Source organism: Maribacter sp. 1_MG-2023, assembly GCF_030547005.1.
Classification (GTDB): Bacteria; Bacteroidota; Bacteroidia; order Flavobacteriales; family Flavobacteriaceae; genus Maribacter.
In genome coordinates this window covers 19,172-38,604 of the sequence record NZ_JAUOPN010000019.1, presented here as the reverse complement: position 1 = coordinate 38,604, position 19,433 = coordinate 19,172, and the positions used below count along the sequence as shown (strand labels likewise).

The following is a 19,433-nucleotide window of genomic DNA, read 5'->3' as shown; positions in this document are numbered from 1 at the left end:
AAAAACTTATGGATTTCTCATCTAAATTATTGGAAAACGCAGTGTATGAAGTTTCGCAATTACCAGGTATTGGTAAGCGTACTGCATTACGTTTGGTATTACATTTATTAAAGCAGCCAGAGCAACGTACAGAAAATCTTTCTACATCTTTGGTAGATTTAAGAGGTAAAATTCAGTTTTGTGAAAATTGCCATAATATTTCAGATACTACAATGTGCGAAATATGTGCCAACCCTAAAAGAGATAGTGCATTAGTTTGTGTTGTTGAAGATATTAGAGATGTCATGGCAATTGAAAATACAGGTCAATTTAGAGGAAAGTACCATGTTCTTGGTGGTAAAATATCGCCTATGGAAGGCATTGGTCCACAGAATTTGAAAATAGGAACCTTGGTAGATAAAGTGAGAAAAGGCGTAATAAAGGAGTTGATTTTTGCGTTGAGTTCTACCATGGAAGGTGATACTACCAATTTTTATATCTTCAGACAGATAGAAGGGGTGGATGTTAAAACCTCTACAATAGCCAGAGGAATTGCCGTTGGTGATGAATTGGAGTATGCAGATGAGGTTACTTTGGGTCGAAGTATTTTGAATAGAGTACCGTTTGAAGGCTCTTTGAGGCAAGATTAGTTCTTGAATTTCATGTAAATGTCAATAAAAAGGTATTTATTTTATTATTTTTGCAAAAAATATAAACAAAACAAGCTTTAAATTATCGATATGTCAAAATTTGAATTGAAACTACCACGTATGGGAGAGAGTGTTGCAGAAGCAACATTGACGTCATGGTTAAAAGAGGTAGGTGATACGATTGAAATGGACGAAGCCATTTTTGAAATTGCTACAGATAAGGTTGATAGTGAAGTGCCGAGTGAGGTTGATGGCGTTTTAATTGAAAAATGCTTTGATGTAGATGATATTGTCAAAGTAGGGCAAACAGTTGCAATTATTCAGGTTGGCGGTGATGTAGAGGTAAGTGATGCTTCGAGCACATCTAATGTAGTTGAGGAGCCAGAACCGGTTCTAGAAGAAATGGTTGCTGTAGCAGAATCAGCGGTTATGCATGCGAGAGCAGAAACATCTACCGTTCGGTTAAATGGAGATTCTGATCGATTCTATTCACCATTGGTTAAAAACATAGCAAAAGAAGAAGGTATTTCTTTTGAGGTTCTTGAGACTATTTCTGGAACAGGGAAAGATGGCAGAGTTACTAAAGATGATATTTTAAACTACGTTAAAAACGGAGCTAGTAAGCCTGCTCAGCAAGTTGCCGCGCCAGAAAGAGTAGTAATTCAAGACAAGGTAGAAGCGCCACAACCAGTTGCAACTCCTGTAAAAGTGGCTGAACCAGAACCTACAGTAGTTGTAAACTCGGCACCGCCAGTTTCCAGAGTAAATACTCCGGCACTTGAAAAGCCTAAAATGCAGGTTTCTCGTGGTGATGAGGTAATACCAATGACGAGAATGGGCAAGTTGATTGCCAAGCATATGAACGATAGTATTTCGACATCTGCACACGTTCAAAGTTTTATAGAAGTCGATGTAACCAATATTGTTACGTGGCGTAATAAGATAAAAGATGCATTCTTTAAAAGTGAAGGGGAGAAATTTACGTTCACACCAATTTTTATGGAGGCTGTTGCCAAGGCGCTAAAGAAATATCCGATGATGAATATTTCTGTAGATGGCGATACAGTTATTAAAAAGAAAAATATTAATATAGGTATGGCTGCTGCATTACCAGATGGTAACCTAATAGTTCCTGTTATAAAGAATGCAGACCAATTGAACCTTACAGGTATTGCTAAAGTTGTAAACGACTTGGCAAATCGTTCTAGAAACAATGCCTTAAAACCAGATGAGGTACAAGGCGGTACGTATACGGTTACTAATGTAGGTACCTTTGGTAGTGTATTTGGAACCCCAATAATTAATCAGCCGCAAGTAGGTATTTTAGCTCTTGGTGCAATTAGAAAGATTCCTTCGGTAATAGAAACATCAGAAGGAGATGTGATCGCTATTCGTAGTAAAATGTACTTATCTCACAGTTATGACCATAGGGTTGTCAATGGTGCATTAGGTAGTATGTTCGCGAAAGCTGTTGCAGACTATCTAGAAGGTTGGGATGTTAACAGAGAAGTTTAGATTTATAAAACTTAAATATTTAAAAGTCCAACAATACGCTTTGTATTGTTGGATTTTTTTTATGTATCATATTGATTTTTAATGGTTTAGAAAGTACTACAAAGGTGAATTGATATGCTGGTTGCGTAAAGGTTTATGAAGATATCTTTGTTTTTATATTTCACAGTAAAAAATTATCAAGGGTAATTTTATGTGTCTAAAAAACGAAAGGGTATCTTTGTTAAAAGTTGAACACTTATGGAATTAAAGCTTACCAGACCTATTTGCTTCTTTGATTTAGAGACAACTGGGATCAATGTAGCAAAAGATCGTATTGTAGAAATTGCGATATTAAAAGTTTACCCTAACGGTAATAAAGAGAGTAAAACGTGGTTGGTTAATCCTGAAATGGTAATACCAGAAGAGGTAATTGCCGTTCATGGTATTACTAATGAAAAGGTTGCTAATGAACCAACATTCAAAGAACTTTCAAAAGAAATTTATAAGATTATAAAGGATAGTGATTTAGGTGGATTCAATTCTGACCGATTCGATATTCCCTTATTGGCAGAAGAATTATTGCGCTCAGATATAGATTTTGATATGAAAAATACGGTATCTGTAGATGTGCAGACCATTTTTCATAAGATGGAAAAACGTACGTTAGAAGCAGCATATAAATTCTATTGCGATAAAGATCTTTTGGATGCCCATAGTGCGGCGGCAGATACCAATGCTACTTACGAAGTGTTGCTTTCTCAGTTAGATAGGTATCCTGATCTTGAAAATAATATCAAAAAACTATCTGAATTCTCTAGAAGAAAGCAATCTGTAGATTTTGCAGGTTTTATAGCTATGGATGAAGAAGGAGAAGAAGTATTCTCTTTTGGTAAGCATAAAGGCAAAAAAGTACATGCCGTTTTAGAAAAAGAACCAGGATATTTTGGTTGGATGCTAAATGCTGATTTTCCATTGTACACAAAAAAGATTCTTACTCAAATAAAACTGAGCAAACTCAATAATAAATTAGGTTAAAATGCGAATTTGTTTAGTATTGTTTTTATTGATATTGGGTGTTGGTCATGCTCAAGAAGTTTTAGTCGAAGGTCATGTATATGATGACAAATCAAAAACTGCAGTACCATATGCCAACATAAGTTTTCTTAAAACTTTAAAGGGAACATCAAGTGATGAAGAAGGGTATTTTTATATAGATGTCCCTGAATCGTATTTGGAACGCGATGTACATATTTCAGCATTAGGCTTTAAAGACACCATAATGTCTGCCAGGGTTATTTCTGAAAAGAAGAAAATATACATGAAAGAAGAAACCTTCGAGCTTGAAGAAGTGGTAGTTTCTCAGAGTTTAGGAGATTCTCAGGTGTTGAATCCTGTGAGTTCTTATAGTATTAAAAGTGGATTCTCTTCTGCAGAAACCCCATGGGTACTGGCATTGTATTTTCCTAACATAGGGGCAGCTAAAAAATATATAGAGAAAATAACCATTCATGTGCAGCAGAATAGCAAGTTCAAAAGAGCTTCGTCAAAATTTAGACTAAGAGTATATGATGTGGATAAAAAGACCAAGAAGCCCGATCATGATTTAATTCGTAAGAGTATCATTTTAGAGAGTTCTAAGAATGAGGATTATGTTTCTATTGATCTTTCAAGCATGGGCATTAGAATGCCAGATGAAGGGGTCTATATTGGATTAGAATGGATATTTCTACCTTATAATTGGTATACGAATACCTTTAGACATGCAATTACAAACAAGAACGTTGTAGAAGACCGCTTTGCACCTACCTTCGCCGCTGTATATCAAAAGAATCAAAACTTTAAAACGATGGTTTATGGTATGGGCGAATGGACAGATTTTGCAATAAAAGCGCCAGGTAACAATGAAAATTTAATACCAGCGATCAGTCTTAAATTGTCAAAGAAAAAATAAGGTAATATGAAAATTATATGTATTGGCAGAAATTATACTGCACATATCGATGAGCTTAAGAATGTAAGACCAGAAGAGCCGGTAGTTTTTATAAAACCAGATTCATCAGTATTACCAAAACAACAAGATTTTTATATACCCGAATTTTCTGATAATGTACATTATGAAGTGGAGGTTTTGGTGAAAATCAAAAAAGTAGGTAAGCATATTAGTAAAGAGTTTGCACCTACCTATTATGATGAAATAGGGTTGGGTATAGATTTTACGGCAAGAGATTTACAATCTAAATTAAAAGAAAAGGGGCTGCCTTGGGAAAAAGCTAAAGGATTTGATGGTGCTGCAGTGATAGGAGAGTGGCTTCCAAAAACTGATTTTAAAGATATTAATAACCTTAATTTTAAGCTGTTAAAGAACGATGAGATCGTTCAAGAAGGTAATACCAGTTTTATGCTTTGGAAGATAGATGAAATAATTGCTTATGTTTCAACGTTCTTTATGTTGAAAAAAGGAGACATTATTTTTACTGGAACACCTGCCGGTGTTGGGAAAATAAGTCCAAATGACTATCTTACGGGTAGTTTGGAAGACAAAGAGCTTTTTACCATAAAAATTAAGTGATGATTTATAACCTGGATAAGATTAATGAGATGGCAGAGGGGGATCAGGATTTTATAAATTCTGTTATTTCTGTTTTTTTGGAAGAAGTACCTGAAGATTTAGAATCTTTAGAAAAAGCTCTTCAAGAAAAAGACCATGATCAAGTATATAAACTTGCGCATAAAATAAAGCCAAACGTAGATTTGCTCGGAATGGAGCAAACACGTGCCATAGCCTTGGAGTTAGAAACTTTAGGTAAGCAAGAAGCTAATATGGCAGAGATTGAAAAGAGATTTCCAATGCTGAAGACCGATATCGCTCAGGTTGTGGCAGAATTAAAAAATGACTTCCAGTTATAATGCTTGTAGAAATTATTACCATTGGCGATGAAATTCTCATTGGTCAAGTAATTGATACCAACTCTGCATTTATTGGTAAAGAGTTAAATAAGATTGGTATTTCAGTTTATCAAATTACCTCTATTCAAGATGAGCGTACACATTTACTGAAAGCTTTTAAAGATGCTTCAGAACGCGTAGATGTTGTGATTATCACGGGCGGTTTAGGTCCTACAAAAGATGATATTACCAAACATACCCTATGTGAGTTCTTCAATGATGAGCTTGTAGAGAATGCCGAAGTATTGGCACATGTAGAAGAATTGTTTGCGAAATACATTAGTAATACTCCAATATCAGATATTAATCGAATGCAAGCTTTGGTACCGAGTAGGGCAGAAGTATTGCATAATGCGAATGGTACTGCCCCTGGTATGTTAATTAGGGAAAATGAAGTAACATTCATCTCAATGCCCGGTGTGCCTTTTGAAATGAAACACCTAATGACGGAATCTGTGATTCCTAAATTGGCAGCTTATTATAAAAGACCACATATTATCCATAGAACAATAGTTACTTATGGTATGGGAGAAAGTGCAATTGCAAAGCGTATTGAAGATTGGGAAGATAACCTGTCTTCTAATATTAAATTAGCCTATTTGCCCAATTTGGGTAAGGTAAGGTTGCGATTGTCTGGTAAAGCGGCTGATTATGAAGAATTGGCGGCTGCAATGGATGCGGAATGTGATAAATTATATCCGCTAATCAATGATATTATATTCGGGCTCGAAGATGATGAGAGTTTAGAAGAGATTGTAGCTAAATTATTGACCGATAAAAATTTAACTTTGTCTACGGCAGAGAGTTTTACAGGAGGCAAAATCGCAGAGAAAATTACGTCGATTCCTGGTGCTTCTAATTATTTTAAAGGTTCTGTGGTCAGTTATGCCACCGAAGCTAAAATTAATGTTTTAAAGGTATCTAAAGAGTTAGTTGATAAACATTCAGTGGTTAGTGCAGAAGTAGCAACTGCAATGGCGAAAGGAGCAAAAGAATTGCTAAAAACCGATTATGCAATAGCTACAACTGGTAATGCAGGACCTACAAAAGGAGATTCAAATGCAGAGGTAGGAACGGTATTTATAGCGATCGATGGACCGAAGTCGAAATTTGTACAAGAATTTCAAATGGGAAGCACTCGCGAGAGGGTTGTGGAAAAGTCTGTAAATAAGGCTTTTGAGCTTCTTCAAAAAGAAATTTTAAAAATGTGATCTTTATTGTTGTTGGAACGATAAAAAAGATATAAATTTGCACCCTGTTTAAAAGAAAAAGTCAGCACGATGTCAAAAGTATGTGAAATTACGGGGAAGAAGGCGATGTTTGGAAACAATGTTTCGTTTTCAATTAATAAAACGAGAAGAAGATTTGATGTAAATCTATCTAAAAAGCGTTTCTACATTCCTGAAGAAGACCGTTGGATTACTATTAAAGTTTCTACAAGAGCTTTAAAGAGTATCAATAAAAAAGGAATATCTGCTGTTTTGAAAGAAGCAAAAGCAAAAGGATTCGTTATTAAGTAATCTGGAAAATAGAGCATTAAGATGGCAAAGAAAGGTAATAGAATACAAGTTATATTAGAATGCACAGAGCATAAAGAATCTGGTCAACCAGGTACTTCAAGATATATCACAACAAAAAATAAGAAGAATACTCCAGAGAGATTGGAAATTAAAAAATTCAATCCTATTCTTAAGAGAATGACCCTTCATAAAGAAATTAAATAGATTCTTTTTTTTAAGGAATCACTAAAAACATAAGACATGGCTAAGAAGACCGTAGCAAGTTTACAGACAAGTTCTAAAAGATTGACAAAAGCTATAAAAATGGTTAAGTCACCAAAATCAGGTGCTTACGTTTTTGTAGAACAAGTTATGCCACCAGAATTGGTAGATGCTTGGATTGCCAAGAAATAAGAAATACAACTTTTAGTTGTTATTGAGCCCCTTTCATACGAAAGGGGCTTTTTAATTTTTTATATTTGACTAACCATAGGATGAACAATGAGCTTATTTAAAAAAATATTTTCTTCTCAGAAAAAAGAAACCTTAGATAAAGGTTTAGAAAAAACTAAAACCAGCTTCTTTTCGAAGTTAGGTAAAGCGGTTGCTGGTAAGTCTAAGGTAGATGATGACGTTTTAGATAATCTTGAAGAAGTATTGGTTTCTTCAGATGTTGGTGTAGATACTACCTTAAAGATTATACAAAGAATAGAGGCAAGGGTTGCTCGCGATAAGTATGTTGGTACCGATGAGCTTAATACTATTTTAAGAGCTGAAATAGCTGGTCTACTTTCAGAGACTAACGATAGTGACACTGGCGATATTCAAATACCAGAAGATAAAAAGCCATACGTAATAATGGTCGTTGGTGTAAATGGTGTTGGTAAGACAACAACTATTGGGAAGTTGGCTTATCGTTTTAAAAATCAAGGTTTAAAAGTAGTTCTTGGTGCAGCCGATACATTTAGAGCGGCTGCAATAGATCAATTACAAGTATGGGCTGATCGTGTGGATGTGCCTATAGTAAAACAACAAATGGGTAGTGATCCTGCTTCTGTTGCCTTTGACACTTTGAGTTCTGCCGTTACCCAAGATGCCGATGTAGTTATTATAGATACGGCTGGGCGTTTGCATAATAAGGTGAACCTAATGAATGAGTTGACCAAGGTTAAACGTGTAATGCAGAAGGTAGTTGAAGATACGCCGCATGAAGTATTATTGGTGTTAGATGGTTCTACTGGGCAAAATGCATTTGAACAGGCAAAACAGTTTACAAAAGCTACGGAAGTAACTGCCTTAGCTATCACCAAATTAGATGGAACGGCAAAAGGTGGTGTTGTTATCGGAATTTCTGATCAATTCAAAATTCCAGTGAAGTATATTGGTGTAGGTGAAGGTATCGAAGATTTACAGGCATTCAATAAGCACGAGTTTGTAGATTCATTCTTTAAAATTTAAAATTGAGATACGGCTGGTTCATACTTCCTCTTTTATTATGTAATCTGAGTTGGGGGCAAATGAACCACCCAAAAGCTAGTCCGTTTTCTAAGATTGAGCAAGAAGTAGGGCTCTTAAAAATTACTATAGAATATTCAAGACCATCTGCTAAGGGTCGAGTTTTGTTTGGCAATGGATCAAATGGTGAATGTGGTTTAGTACCTTATGGTCGTATTTGGCGAGTAGGGGCTAATGAATCTACCAAAATCATTTTCAGCACAGATGTTGTTGTTGAGGGTCAAAAGCTCGTTAAAGGTACTTATGCTTTGTATGCTTTTCCTGAGGAAGAAGAATGGCAAATAGTTTTTCATAACAATACTACACATTGGGGAGATGGCAGGGCAAAGTATAATACAGAAGAAGATGCATTACGTATTCACGTTAAACCAATTCAAAAACAAGATTTTCAAGAGACTTTTCTAATTTCGTTTGATGATATTGATCACAACGGAGCTATTATGAATTGGAATTGGGGAAATACAGAAATATCAATCCCCATTCAATTTGATACGAAATCTATTTTTCAAGAGCAGATTAATGCTCAATTATTAAATACTCCAACTGCACAAACCTATTACCAAATAGCACGTTATTATCAAGAGCAAGGATTAAAACCTAAAGAAGCCCTCGGTTATATTGATAGTGCTATTAGCATGGGTGGAGATACCTATTACTTTTATAGAGTACGATCTTTGATTTTGGCAGATTTAAATAAATATGAAGCAGCAATAAAAGCATCTATAATATCCATTGAATTAGCCGAAAAGGAAGGTAAGGATGAATTTGTACGCTTAAACCAAAATGATATCCGCAGGTGGAAAACTCTTCAATCAACATATAAATAAAAGTATGAAAAAGCATGTTTTATTATTAGTCATTATTTTGTTGAGTGCTTGTAAAAAAGAGCAAGAAGCTAAGAAAGAGGAAGTAATTCTTTGGACACCGTATAACGATTCTATAGAAGTTGCTGAAAATGCAGATCACGAAAAAGGTCGCATGCAATACAAGTTGATTCAATCTAAAGTGTTAGATAAGAATGAAGTCTTTATGCCCTTGTATGAAGAAGTTTCTAATCTAACAGATCCGACATATAAAGAGATGCTTCCTATGATTTTGGAGCAAGATATTTTTGTTATTCGAAATCATATCAAAGAAGGTAGGCTAACATATGAAAATCTGGTATTGTTTTATTTATACCGCATTTATAAGTATGAGTTGAATAATGAGACAACTTTAAATACCATAATAGCCCTTAATAAAGATGTGGTTGAGCAAGCGCGAGAATTAGATAGGGAAAATGAAAAGGGAATAGCGGCTCAAACGCAACATCCAATTTATGGTATGCCTATTTTGTTGAAAGACAACATTAATGCCATGGGCATGAAAACTACTGCAGGTTCAATTGCGCTAATGGATAATAAAGTTGACGATTCGTTTATCGTTCAGCAATTAAAAAAGAACGGAGCTTTAATTTTAGGTAAAGTTAATTTAAGTGAATGGGCGTATTTTTTATGTTCAGGTTGCCCGGTAGGGTATAGTGCCTATGGTGGTCAAACTCTGAATCCTTACGGGAGAAGAGTCTTTGAAACAGGCGGTTCAAGTTCTGGTAGTGGTACGGCGGTAGCTGCAAATTATGCTGTTGCTGCAGTAGGTACAGAAACTTCTGGTTCTATTTTGTCACCTAGTAGTCTGAATTCTGTGGTAGGTTTAAAACCGACCATAGGTTTATTGAGTAGGTCAGGCATCGTACCTATTTCAAGTACATTGGATACTCCAGGACCCATGACTAAAAATGTGAAGGACAATGCTATTTTGCTTTCTGCCATGTTTGGTTATGATGAGTCAGACCCTGCATCTGTTGAAGATAATTTTTTGGGAGTTTTATCTGCAGGCTTACATCCAATACCTTTTTCAGAAATGAGATTGGGTGCTATCAAAGATCTGATGGAGACCGACAGTATTTATAAACATACCGTTGAAGATTTAAAAGAAGCTGGCGCAACAATAATTGAGTTTACACCACCAGAAGTTGATATGAACGGTTTTTTGAGTATCCTCAATATTGATATGCGAAATGATTTAAAGTCGTATCTAAAAGAAAAAACCAAGCCTGATTTGGTGAAAATTACTTCAATTGCAGATGCGGTGACATTTAATAATGCAGATTCGTTGATTAGAATTCCGTACGGGCAAGCACTATTTGAAGGTATATTATCAGATACTACCACAACTGCCAAGTTGGAAGAAATAAAATCTAATCTTGAAAAAAATGGACGAACTTTCTTCGATACAGCGATGGATAAGTACAAGCTAGATGCTGTTTTATCTATTAATAATTACCACGCAGGTTATGCGGCAGTTGCCAAATACCCTGCTTTGACAATACCTATGGGGTATAAAGTGTCTGGTGAGCCAATAAGCTTAACCTTTATTGGAAAACAGTTTTCAGAAGCGCATCTGTTAAGGCTGGGAAAATCATATGAAGATAATTTTCATAAACGCGTGACGCCTAAAGACTACCAAAACTAAATTTAATTACTTAAAATGAAAAGAAGGAGCTTTGTCAAAAAGACTTTTCAGTGGGTAGCTGGGTTAGGTTTGGTAACAGGATTGTACAGTTGGCAAATAGAACCTTTTTGGATGCAGTTTGTGTATTTGAAAATGCCTTTAAAGAATTTACCAGATTCACTCGTCGGTAAAACGGTAATGCAAATAAGTGATGTGCATATTGGCAATTCTTTTGATTATCAATACATCATAGATTCATTTAAAGAAGCCCAAGAATTAAATCCTGATTTTGTGGTGTATACCGGTGACTACGTAACCTATGAAGACAATGAACAACTAAACCAGTTGCAAGAGGTATTGAAATCTGTGGTTAAAGGTGCTTTGGGTACCATTGGTATATTGGGTAATCACGACTACGGAATCGATTTTGTAGAAGATGATGTCGCGCAAAAAATCACGAAGAGTTTAGAAGATGTAGGGGTAACCATGTTGCGTAATGATGCAATAGAAATAAACGGACTCAATTTTTTGGGGATGGATGATTTTTGGGGAAGTAATTTTTATCCTGAAAAAGCTACAGCAAAATATAATCCTGAGAAAGCAAATATTACCCTATGTCACAATCCGGATGTATGTGATCTTCCTGTTTGGAATAATTTTAATGGTTGGATACTTTCTGGTCATACACATGGCGGGCAAGTAAAACCACCTTTTCTACCTGCATTAATATTACCGGTAAAAAATAAAAATTACGATGCTGGTATAAAAGATTTAAAAGACGGAAGAACCTTGTATATTAATAGTGCATTGGGTTGTTTGCGTCAAGTTCGTTTTAATGTAAGACCAGAAATTACGGTATTTGAATTGATGAAAAAAGTTTAAAACCTTAGACTAATCAATTGATTGAATCACGGTATCTTCAGCCAATCTAGATTTACCTATTAAATTCGGTTGTGTGTTATCATGTTCATCACGGTAGCCTATTGCTACTGAAAATAAAACCTTGTGATCTTTAATATTAAGTATGTTCTTATATTTTGCAACGTCAATACCTTCCATAGGAGTGGAGTCTATTTCCATAGACGCACATGCGGCCAAAAAGAATCCTAACGTAATATAAACTTGATGAGATAACCAGTTAACCGTTTTCTCTTTTGATTGCGTTTTTATGTATTGTTTATAAAACTTAATAGAGTTTTCAAGTAAATTTTCTTCAACACGTTTTTCAAACTCTTCAAGGTTATCCATTACGCTAAAAACGACCAAATGACTGGCATTTTTTATTTTAGGGGCATTAGAATATGAAGCATCAGCTAAGTCATTTTTTACCTGTTCATTAGAAACGAATGTGAATAACCAGGGTTGGCTATTAATAGAAGACGGACTTAATTTTAAAATGTGTTTTAAATCTTCAATTTCTGAATTTGAGATTTTTCTAGAAACATCATATTTTTGGGTAGTGTATCTTTTTTCTGCAATACTTCTAAAATCCATTTTAAAATTTTATACAAAAGTAAGAATACTTATTTGCTAAGTGTAGACTACGAATATAAGATGTGTTTAATTAGATAGAAAAACTATTCGATTATAGCATTGATTAGCTCCCATATTTCATTATCGAAATTAGAAGGACCTAAAAGTTCTTCGTTACTGGCACCACCTAATCGTACAACTACCAAATCTAAGCTTGGCACCATATATAGTTTTTGGTCATTTAACCCTAAGCCTGCATACATATCTGCAGGTGCATTGGGTATTAAGCTGCCGGTAAACTCTTCAACGGTACTCGGTAGTCTAAAACTACTTTTACCATTTAACCAATACAGGTATCCGTAAGAAAGATTTAAATCTTGAGAGCTATTTATCATGGCGTTAAAGTAACTCTGGTCAGATAGAATCAAGGTTCCGTCCCAATTACCTTGATTTAAGTTTAAAATTCCGAAACGAGCCATACTTCTTGCAGAACTAAAGAATACATTATTATAGCCTACTTTAATAAATAAGCCTTGCATGCCAATTGGTTCTTTGATCTTTTTAGAAAAATAAGAATTAAAATCCGTGTCGGTCGCGTTGGCAATGACATCATCTAATAACGTATAAGGTGCATTATGATAATACCAAAAAGTACTAGGATCATTCAAATATGATAGACATTCTAAATCAGTGCAAAAAATATCATCCACCGTATAATCTAGACCAGTAGTCATCGTCAATTGATTTTTTATGGTAATATTCAGTTCTTGTTCTAGAGGCATGCTTGACCAGCCCTCACCTAAATAAGTAGACGTAGAATCTGTAATTTTGAGATATTCCTCTTCTTGAGCAATACCTGTAAGCATTGCCGTTAAATTTTTTCCGGCTGAATTCCATGCATGATTATCATCAGACTTAAAATCGCCAAAGTATTTTTCGATTACTATTCTGCCATCCTTCAGAATAATAAAAGCGTCGGTGTTATTATTTTCTAAAAAGAAATATAAGTTGCTTACCTGGTCTTCGTTCCATCCTAAGGTTTCCATAGATATGGTTTCCCACTCGTTAGATCTTGAAATTGGAGGAAAATAAGTTTCTGTAGGTATTGGTGCCACCTCGGGTGGTACGCCACTTTTGCCAGTTTCTGAGGTAGGTTCAGAATCACTGGAGCATGAAGCTACAATTAATGATAGGGCAAATAGCCTGAAATATTGGGAGAATTTCATGGTTAATTTAAGATTTGGGTATTGATAAACTGCAATCAAATAAAGATTACAAGTAAATTTGTCCATATCTAACGTTTTTAAGTACCCAAATCGTATTTTTGCACCCCAATTTAAATTATGAGGACAAAAACCCTTAAGAAGAACAAAATCAACGTAGTAACTCTAGGTTGTTCAAAGAATGTATATGATTCTGAAGTACTCATGGGTCAGCTAAAGGCTAACGACAAAGAAGTTGTACATGAAGAAGAAGGAAACATTGTTGTAATTAACACCTGTGGCTTTATTGCTAATGCAAAAGAAGAAAGTGTTAATACCATTTTAGAATATGTTCAAAAGAAAGAAGATGGTACGGTAGATAAAGTTTTTGTTACTGGTTGCTTAAGTGAGCGTTACAAGCCAGATTTACAGAAAGAGATTCCTAATGTGGACGAATACTTTGGTACCAGTGAGTTGCCAGGTTTATTGAAAGCACTAGGGGCAGATTATAAACACGAGTTAATTGGTGAGCGTTTAACGACAACACCAAAGAACTATGCGTATTTAAAAATCGCTGAAGGTTGTGATAGACCTTGTTCGTTCTGTGCAATTCCTCTAATGCGTGGTAAGCACAAGAGTACACCGATTGAAGATTTGGTAACCGAAGCTGAAAAGTTAGCTGCCAAAGGAGTGAAAGAATTAATATTGATTGCCCAAGATCTTACGTATTATGGGTTGGATCTTTATAAGAAAAGAAATCTTGCCGAGCTTTTAGAAGCTTTGGTAAAGGTAGAAGGTATTGAGTGGATACGTTTACATTATGCATTTCCTGCAGGTTTTCCGATGGATGTGTTAGATGTAATGAATAGAGAACCAAAGGTTTGTAACTATTTAGATATTCCATTACAACACATATCTGACCGTATTCTTAAAAGTATGCGTCGTGGTACCACAGAAGCTAAAACAACCAAGTTGTTAAAGGAGTTTAGAGCTGCAGTACCAGAAATGACCATTAGAACCACTTTGATTGTTGGTTACCCTGGTGAAACTGAAGAAGATTTTGAGATTCTTAAAAACTGGGTAGTTGCCATGCGTTTTGAGCGTTTAGGTTGCTTTACGTATAGTCATGAAGAAAACACACATGCATTTTCATTAGAAGACGATGTGCCAGAAGAAGTTAAACAAGAGCGTGCTAACATCATCATGGAAATTCAATCTCAAATTTCTTGGGAATTGAACCAGAAGAAAGTAGGGGAGACTTTTCGTTGTATTATAGATCGTAAAGAAGGTAACTACTTTATTGGAAGAACAGAATTTGATTCTCCCGATGTTGATAACGAGGTTTTAATAGATGCAGCTAAGCATTATGTGAAGCAAGGTGAGTTTGTAAATATTAAGATTACAGAAGCGGCGGACTTTGACCTTTACGGTGAACCTGTTGTTATCATCTAATTAAATAGAAATCCTGCTTTAAAACCGCCCCAATTGGCAGAATTACCAGAGGTGAATTCTTTGGTAATCGTTGTTCGGGTATATTCTAAATACAGTTTTCTGTATTTGAGTATGAGTCCGTAGTCGATTTGTGCGGTTTACCTTTCTATATTTTTTGAAGAAATTGTATAAGGATTGTCATTTGTAAAAATGCCGCCTTGCAAGGTGGCATCAAAACCAACTATATTAACTGTGGGCTGTGCAAAAGTGTAAAATTTAATCTTCGAATGTGTACCATTTCTAGAAAACGGATGATCTATTAGTCCGACAGTAGAATTAAATCCGACCGATGCATTTGTAAATAAGGTCCCTAGTTGTAGCGAAGTTATTGCTTGTATAGTTCCTAAATTTTTATAATTTAAAATTTGTTTCTCATAGCCAATTTTATAGTTCAACACTAAATCGTTCTGAATTTGATTGTCCCATCCACCTGGAGATTTGTTTTCGATAAGTTTATGAATTGCTGTTTGCATTTCTCTGCCAAATGCACCGGGACCAATAATCCCCAGACTTAATGATTGAGATAATCTTGATTTAGAAACGGTGTCTGTTGCAATTACAAAACTCTTAATGTATATAGCAGCAGCAAAGGGTCTATCATCAATTTGAATATCGGGACTAACAAAATCGCTAGGCGTATAGCCAATATGCTCTAATGCCAATCCGTAAGTGAAGTACTTAGCTTTTGGATTGATGAAAAGATAGTTCATTGGATTTTTCTTTAAGCTTCGATTCGCATACTCAAAACTATAGCCTTGGGTGTAATTTTTATCTGATGCAGCGAAGAAATCATTGTCATAATTAAATCGGAAATAGCTTTCACTACCCATATCTCTAAAGGAGGCAAGATGGTCTATTTTTTGACTTAAAAGAACCGTTGGAAGTAGGTATAGTAATAGAATGTAATTTTTCATCACACTACTTACGATGAAATTTTATGAAGGTTTTACCAATTTGTGTGTTAAATTAGATCAACGACCTTTACATCATATTATAATTTATATAACAATGGTTTAGTTGTTGATTCCCAGATCAGAGAGATATGTTTGAACTTAGTTGAGTAACTTGTTGATACTTGATTTTAGGAATCAGTTGTGTCCACTTTAGAAAGTACATCGCTTGATAAAAACAACTAAAGCTCCTTCTTCATCATACCAATGGTGAAATATCCTAGCAATGCGATTACTACGCCAATAATAACCCACAACCACCACTTATTTTCGAAAAGAGGATTGGTTGTTTCAATTTCTGGTTTAGGAAATTCTACTACGCTACCAAAATCTAGTTTTGTAATATTCTCAGGTAAAGAAATCGTAGTTTTTGATATATCATAATTGGGGAAATTATCATTCGGCTTGCCGTAAACTAAAAAATAGGTAGCTGGTTCTGTAAAACGAGTGGTCAATGTATGCACATACCCTTTAAGATTTACAGCAGATATTTTTAAAGGTTGATTATCATTGTTTAAAATAATAACTCGGAGTTTTTGTGCTAATGTACCAGGTAATTGAAAGCTGTTATCTTCCATTGAAGAAAGGGTTTTTGTAGCTAAAGGTCTGTAATTGTGATAATATCCTTTTTCAGTCTTTACGCTATCAACCAAATACTGAATGGAAATTGACCTGTAGTAATCGATTTTATCATCGACCGTAAACTCTAGTAAGTTAAGGGGTACACGGTTTTTTAAATCAATGTCTATAATCGTTTTTTTGTCTTCTTTAGAAATTTGGAAATCACTAACCTCATAATTGCGATAAGTTGCTGCCTTTTTAGCCTTTTTAGTAATATGTACAGATGTTAGATTCGGCTTTTCTTTACTCTTTATTAATACTCTGTAATATCTAAAGCTAGCATCTGGAAACTTTAATGTAGTAAACGAATAATTTGTCTGGTCATTGTTGATAGATAAAATACGATAGTCTTCTAGAATAGTAAACCATTGTTTCTGATGTTGACTACCTTCAAGTGTAATTTCCCAATTAAAATTAGGATCTTCTATGTTTAGTAGAATCTCATTAATAGTTTCTTTTTGGGGTAGCTCATAAGTATAAAAATAACCTTTAGAATTATTAACGCTATTTATTAGGTTGAAAGATATCTCTGAATTCGAATTTTCAGCTTTTGAAACTTTATGCAGGTATGGCGCTTCAATAGTATCGGTAGCGGTAACCCCATAAACGCGAATATCGCTCATGTTGGTATTTACATCTTCAAATACGTTGTTTGGTACTTCAATAGTATGCCATTGACTGTCGATACCTTTGAGCGCTATTTTTTTAGAATAGGAATCCATCTGTCCAAAACAAACTGAAATCGTTAAAAAGGCAAGTATTGTTAAAAAGCTATTGTTCAGTCTCATCTGAAATAATGTATTTGTATTTGTTGTAAAGAAATGAAATAATCAATAATAAGATACCCAATGATACAAATACGATTGTCTTAGAAATAGTATTTAATGATGAAATATCATAAAAGAACAACTTAATTAACGTAATTGAAAATAGTATTATAGCACCAATTCGCAGGTATTTTTTCTTTTTCCAAATACCTAAAGCGATCAGTAATAGCGCATATATACCCCAAAGAATACTAAGCCCTAGTTTATAAGATTGTTCAGATCCAGATATATCCATCCAATTTAACAATTCGCTACTTGTCACCCATATAATTGTGGTATGCATTAGAATTTCAAACGGAATTTTATAATTGAATTTTAGATACTCTTGTTGTGCTAATTTGTAAATGGCGAATAGAAGGAATGTAAGAAATGCAAATGAAATATAACGCATGTAAATATTATAAGCTCCTACATTATAAAATTCTGTCAGCTGTTGAGTAAGGTAATTTTCACGAAGCTCGCTTAAGGTGTAAAGTCCGATAGTAAGGAATATTAAAGTTATTAAAAGCGCGGAGCCTAAGGCCACAATTCCTAATATCTTGTTTTTAATTTTAATAATATTTACGAAACTTAAAACACTAATAAAAAACATGGTATATAGAATTAACCAAATCTCTTCAAGATCATTAAGGTTGTAATTATATTCAGGGTAAGCGCCAGGGGTACTTGATATTTCTATTTTAGATAACTGAAAGGCATTGTTCCAATACTGTTCAATTTCAAGATAGAAGGCAAAGTAGAGAGTGCTTACTAATAAAGCAGGAATACCAAATGTCATTATCTGTTGAACTATTGAAGGTTTTTCAGTGCTGAATTTTGTTTGAATCCAATTCATGAATCCGAAGACAGCAACGCAAAGTATCGAAGTCAAAAACGTAGTGTTTAATATAAGACTCCATTCGTCTGTGGTATTCATATACGAGTACCTTTCTGCCCAGTCCATTGTTAAGCTTAAGAATGCTAGAGCAACCAAAATATAGGAAAGGTATTCATAGAATTTGACTTTTTTGGTGCGCCCGATCCAAAATAATAGTGCGGCTTCAAATGCCCAAAATAACGTTACCCAATTGCCATCTAATTGAACAGGTACCGCTATGGTAATAAACGTAAGTACAAACCCAGAGGTTAAGAAGAATAGTTTTCGATCGGCTAATTTTCTTTTGAAGATAATTACCGTTATCACAAAATGAATAATTGCATTCAATAGGGTGAATAAACCTAAATAATATTCTCCACCTTCATAATCATAGAGCCATGCAATACCAAAGCCGTAAAATATGAACGAATTCAGCATGATCAAAATAATATCAGCAACTTGAAATTTTTCGGATTTTATCAATTTAAACGCTAAAAATGTAGTGTAAAACAATGTGAAGAATAACGCTAAAAAGCCAAAACCAATAGTGAAATCTTCATCGTAACTTGATAGCGCGTACCAAGTACCATAAATAAGCCAGGTGAATGTAAAGGCTACGTAATAAAGTGCTTTCCAATACTTTTTAAACGAAATAACTAAGAGACCGATATTAATTAAGGCGATATAACTAAATAGAGCAGTAACATTGCCGGAATCATTACTTAAGAGGAAAGGTACGGCGTAAGCCCCTACTAGACCAATGTGAGCAATAATTTGCTTGTTGTAACTTAGTGCGGCTACAACCCCAAAAACGGTAAATAACAGCATAATACCAAATGCTACCATCTGCGGAAATAACCCATAAAGGTCGTAAGCGATATAGGTCAAGAAATAGAGAATAGCCAAAGCACCACTTACTAGAACAGCACTGTAGCTTACGTATTTTGCTTTTAACTTAAATCCGAATCCTAATAAGCCTATACCTACCAAATACCCAAGTATAATTCTGGTTAGCGGACTAATTAAGTTATTTTCGATAGAATACTTTGCACCAATTCCAACACCAATTACGGTAATAAGTATACCTATTTTATTAATCAGATTTTCACCAATAAATTTTTCAAGATTAGATTTACCCTTTGGTAATTTTATTTTCTTTTCAAAAACCTTTTTAGGTTCTTCTTGTACAGAAGTAAGTTCTATAGGAGTAGGAGTTTCAATTTCAACTGCTTTATCAATTATTACAGCCTCTTTTTCAATACTTACTTCTTGAGATTTAGTTGTTTGTTCGGTAGTTTCTTCGTTGAATTTTATTGCCTGAGTATTTCTAAGAATTTGAATATCTCTGCGAATTTCATTTACCTCAATATTAAAGTCTTGCTGCTTTTTTAAAAGCAGTTCTAACTTTTGCATAAGGTTATTTATTTGATCTTGATTGTT

At 34.6% G+C, this 19,433-nt stretch carries 20 protein-coding genes; 15 read left to right on the top strand and 5 right to left on the bottom strand.

Translation table 11 applies throughout. The features are described 5' to 3' along the window. Window positions 1-8: 8 nt before the first annotated feature. The 14 genes from recR to Q4500_RS16790 all read left to right on the top strand — a co-directional run bounded on the left by recR (window position 9) and on the right by Q4500_RS16790 (window position 11,455). On the top strand, window positions 9-629 hold the full coding sequence (gene recR / locus Q4500_RS16855) for a recombination mediator RecR (protein ID WP_303600756.1): 621 nt from the start codon (window positions 9-11) through the stop codon (window positions 627-629). Window positions 630-719: 90 nt separating this feature from the next. Continuing rightward, the gene (locus Q4500_RS16850; RefSeq protein WP_303600755.1) at window positions 720-2,144 is read left to right on the top strand and encodes a dihydrolipoamide acetyltransferase family protein; all 1,425 of its coding nucleotides are present in this window, start codon (window positions 720-722) and stop codon (window positions 2,142-2,144) included. 237 nt (window positions 2,145-2,381) lie between these two features. Further along, on the top strand, window positions 2,382-3,158 hold the full coding sequence (locus Q4500_RS16845) for a 3'-5' exonuclease (RefSeq protein WP_299800851.1): 777 nt from the start codon (window positions 2,382-2,384) through the stop codon (window positions 3,156-3,158). Window position 3,159: 1 nt separating this feature from the next. After that, entirely contained in the window at window positions 3,160-4,074 is a 915-nt protein-coding gene (locus Q4500_RS16840; protein ID WP_303600754.1) for a carboxypeptidase-like regulatory domain-containing protein, read from the top strand. 6 nt (window positions 4,075-4,080) lie between these two features. Beyond that, window positions 4,081-4,692, top strand: coding sequence for a fumarylacetoacetate hydrolase family protein (locus Q4500_RS16835; RefSeq protein ID WP_303600753.1), 612 nt, complete (start codon window positions 4,081-4,083; stop codon window positions 4,690-4,692). After that, window positions 4,692-5,030, top strand: a complete 339-nt coding sequence (locus Q4500_RS16830) for an Hpt domain-containing protein (protein ID WP_303600752.1) — start codon at window positions 4,692-4,694, stop codon at window positions 5,028-5,030. The genes Q4500_RS16835 and Q4500_RS16830 overlap by 1 nt, the downstream gene beginning before the upstream one ends. Next, on the top strand, window positions 5,030-6,280 hold the full coding sequence (locus Q4500_RS16825; RefSeq protein WP_303600751.1) for a competence/damage-inducible protein A: 1,251 nt from the start codon (window positions 5,030-5,032) through the stop codon (window positions 6,278-6,280). Before Q4500_RS16830 ends, Q4500_RS16825 begins: the two co-directional genes overlap by 1 nt. Before the next feature lie 69 nt (window positions 6,281-6,349). Then, entirely contained in the window at window positions 6,350-6,589 is a 240-nt protein-coding gene (gene rpmB / locus Q4500_RS16820) for a 50S ribosomal protein L28 (RefSeq protein ID WP_027067806.1), read from the top strand. 21 nt (window positions 6,590-6,610) lie between these two features. Further along, window positions 6,611-6,793, top strand: coding sequence for a 50S ribosomal protein L33 (gene rpmG, locus Q4500_RS16815; RefSeq protein ID WP_027067805.1), 183 nt, complete (start codon window positions 6,611-6,613; stop codon window positions 6,791-6,793). A 36-nt stretch (window positions 6,794-6,829) separates the two neighbouring features. Further along, entirely contained in the window at window positions 6,830-6,982 is a 153-nt protein-coding gene (locus tag Q4500_RS16810) for a DUF4295 domain-containing protein (RefSeq protein ID WP_071340023.1), read from the top strand. Window positions 6,983-7,069: 87 nt separating this feature from the next. Further along, window positions 7,070-8,026: a signal recognition particle-docking protein FtsY gene (ftsY, locus tag Q4500_RS16805; protein WP_303600750.1), complete on the top strand. Its 957-nt coding sequence runs from the start codon at window positions 7,070-7,072 to the stop codon at window positions 8,024-8,026. A 59-nt stretch (window positions 8,027-8,085) separates the two neighbouring features. Continuing rightward, window positions 8,086-8,910, top strand: coding sequence for a DUF2911 domain-containing protein (locus tag Q4500_RS16800; RefSeq protein ID WP_303600749.1), 825 nt, complete (start codon window positions 8,086-8,088; stop codon window positions 8,908-8,910). A 4-nt stretch (window positions 8,911-8,914) separates the two neighbouring features. Further along, on the top strand, window positions 8,915-10,594 hold the full coding sequence (locus Q4500_RS16795; RefSeq protein WP_303600748.1) for an amidase family protein: 1,680 nt from the start codon (window positions 8,915-8,917) through the stop codon (window positions 10,592-10,594). A gap of 15 nt (window positions 10,595-10,609) precedes the next feature. Continuing rightward, entirely contained in the window at window positions 10,610-11,455 is an 846-nt protein-coding gene (locus tag Q4500_RS16790) for a metallophosphoesterase (protein ID WP_303600747.1), read from the top strand. Between the two features lie 9 nt (window positions 11,456-11,464). Here the strand turns inward: Q4500_RS16790 and Q4500_RS16785 are convergent, their stop codons facing one another. Together Q4500_RS16785 and Q4500_RS16780 are read right to left on the bottom strand one after the other, a co-directional pair. After that, window positions 11,465-12,067 (bottom strand): nitroreductase family protein, encoded by a 603-nt coding sequence (locus Q4500_RS16785; protein WP_303600746.1) that lies wholly within the window; start codon window positions 12,065-12,067, stop codon window positions 11,465-11,467. 83 nt (window positions 12,068-12,150) lie between these two features. Continuing rightward, the gene (locus tag Q4500_RS16780; protein ID WP_303600745.1) at window positions 12,151-13,338 is read right to left on the bottom strand and encodes a serine hydrolase; all 1,188 of its coding nucleotides are present in this window, start codon (window positions 13,336-13,338) and stop codon (window positions 12,151-12,153) included. A gap of 51 nt (window positions 13,339-13,389) precedes the next feature. Between Q4500_RS16780 and rimO the strand changes: the two genes are divergently transcribed. Next, on the top strand, window positions 13,390-14,700 hold the full coding sequence (gene rimO / locus Q4500_RS16775) for a 30S ribosomal protein S12 methylthiotransferase RimO (protein WP_303600744.1): 1,311 nt from the start codon (window positions 13,390-13,392) through the stop codon (window positions 14,698-14,700). A gap of 137 nt (window positions 14,701-14,837) precedes the next feature. Here rimO and Q4500_RS16770 read toward each other — a convergent pair whose 3' ends face one another. From Q4500_RS16770 to Q4500_RS16760, 3 genes are all read right to left on the bottom strand, one after another. Further along, window positions 14,838-15,653, bottom strand: a complete 816-nt coding sequence (locus tag Q4500_RS16770; RefSeq protein WP_368389779.1) for a lipid A deacylase LpxR family protein — start codon at window positions 15,651-15,653, stop codon at window positions 14,838-14,840. A 218-nt stretch (window positions 15,654-15,871) separates the two neighbouring features. Next, window positions 15,872-17,098 carry a DUF3999 family protein gene (locus Q4500_RS16765; RefSeq protein WP_303600743.1) on the bottom strand — a complete coding sequence of 409 codons (1,227 nt, stop codon included), beginning with the start codon at window positions 17,096-17,098 and terminating at the stop codon, window positions 15,872-15,874. Next, window positions 17,082-19,406, bottom strand: coding sequence for a DUF2339 domain-containing protein (locus Q4500_RS16760; protein ID WP_303600742.1), 2,325 nt, complete (start codon window positions 19,404-19,406; stop codon window positions 17,082-17,084). Before Q4500_RS16760 ends, Q4500_RS16765 begins: the two co-directional genes overlap by 17 nt. Window positions 19,407-19,433: the final 27 nt, after the last annotated feature.